1 pseudogene is annotated in these 1,904 nt (G+C 44.9%); it reads left to right on the forward strand.

Annotated features, from left to right (window positions below):
- A pseudogene (locus tag ACFSTG_RS15125) lies at nt 1-1,904 on the forward strand (hypothetical protein); the annotation flags it as partial.

Here is a 1,904-nt window from a genome sequence, read left to right on the forward strand (position 1 = left end):
ATGCTACAGCTAAAGGCTGGAACCCATGGTCTGAAGACCTGAAATTCACTCAGGACGAGACAAATCCCGAACTTTTTAGCTTTAGAGGGAACTTTGTACCGGGAAGCTTTAAGATCCACAACTATGTTGGGGATTGGAATTGGGGAGACTACATTGTGCCTACAGCAGCAGACCAGGATATTTCCGCAACAGATTATGAAATAAACAGGCAGGGCCAGGGAAATGATTATAACTGGTCCATTGCTGAGGAAGGTATGTATACGATTACCTTAGACCAATCTGCCAATACAATAAACATTATTCTGGATACCGATGGGGACGGCACTAAAGACAGTGAAGATGCTTTTCCTGAGGATCCGTCAGAAGATACTGATACAGATAATGACGGTACAGGAAATAATGCAGATACAGATGATGACGGCGACGGACAAACCGATGAACATGAACTCGCCTGTGGTTCAGATCCTTTAGATTCCTCTTCAATGTCTGTGGATACTGATGGAGACGGGGTGCCAGACTGTGTGGATCCCGATGATGACGGGGATGGTGTTCCTGATGAAGAAGATGCTTTTCCTCTTGATCGAACAGAAGATACCGATACAGATAGCGATGGAATAGGAAATAATGCTGACCCTGATGATGACGGGGATGGACAAACAGATGAACATGAGCTCACTTGTGGTTCAGACCCTTTGGATCCCTCTTCAATGTCTGCTGATACTGATGCTGACGGAACACCAGACTGTGTAGATTCAAATGACGATACAGATACAGATTCAGATGGTATTCCTGATGTAACTGATCCCGATGATGACGGTGACGGCCAAACCGATGAGGATGAGCTCGCCTGTGGTTCAGATCCCTTAGATCCTTCTTCAACTTCGACTGATACTGATAGCGACGGGATACCCGACTGTGTGGACACCGATGATGACGGGGATGGCGTGAAGGACGAAGAAGATGCATTTCCTCTTGACAAAAATGAAGATACTGATACCGATAATGATGGGATAGGTAATTATGACGATCCCGATGATGACGGTGACGGACAGACAGATGAACATGAAACTAGCTGTGGTTCAGATCCCTTAGATACTTCTTCAATTTCTGCTGATGCTGATAACGACGGAATACCAAATTGCGTGGACACAGACGATGACGGCGATGGAGTGATCGATGAAGAAGATGCATTTCCTCTTGATCCGACAGAAGATACTGACACGGACAATGATGGTATAGGCAATAATACCGATCCTGATGATGACGGTGACGGCCAGACAGATGAAGATGAGTTCGCATGTGGCTCAGATCCTATGGATGCTTCCTCAATGGCTATTGATAGCGATGGAGACGGTACACCAGATTGTAAGGAAGAATCTGCTTACCAGTATCTCGCTCTTGTTGGAGATGCGACTTCTGCCGGCTGGACTCCGCAGGGGAAAATTGATACTAAAATGGAAATGATTTCTTCGGGAGTATGGAATTGGGAAGGAACCCTTAAAGGTTCCGGAGTATTTAAGATACATACTTTCGAAGGTGACTGGTGCGATGGCCAATGGTTAGTTCCTGTAAATGACGGGGATGTTATGCCTACAACTGCATATTCCTATGATGTTACATTTGGCTGTGAACCAAATGACTATAAATGGGAGGTACCGGCAGATGGATTTTATTCTGTAACTGTAAATACCAATACAGGTACGATCATAAGTAAGGAATTATCTTATCACCCAAATTTATATATAATTGGTTCTGCCACAGTGAGTGACTGGAGTGCCGATCTTGCCAGGGAAATGACGCAGGATCCTCAAAATCCGGCCATCTTCACCTGGGAAGGAACCCTGGACCAGAATTATGATTCAGGATTTAATGATGCTGAGTTCAAGATTCTAAGTGTTCGAACT

Source organism: Salinimicrobium flavum, from assembly GCF_042684505.1.
GTDB classification, from domain to species: Bacteria; Bacteroidota; Bacteroidia; order Flavobacteriales; family Flavobacteriaceae; genus Salinimicrobium; species Salinimicrobium flavum.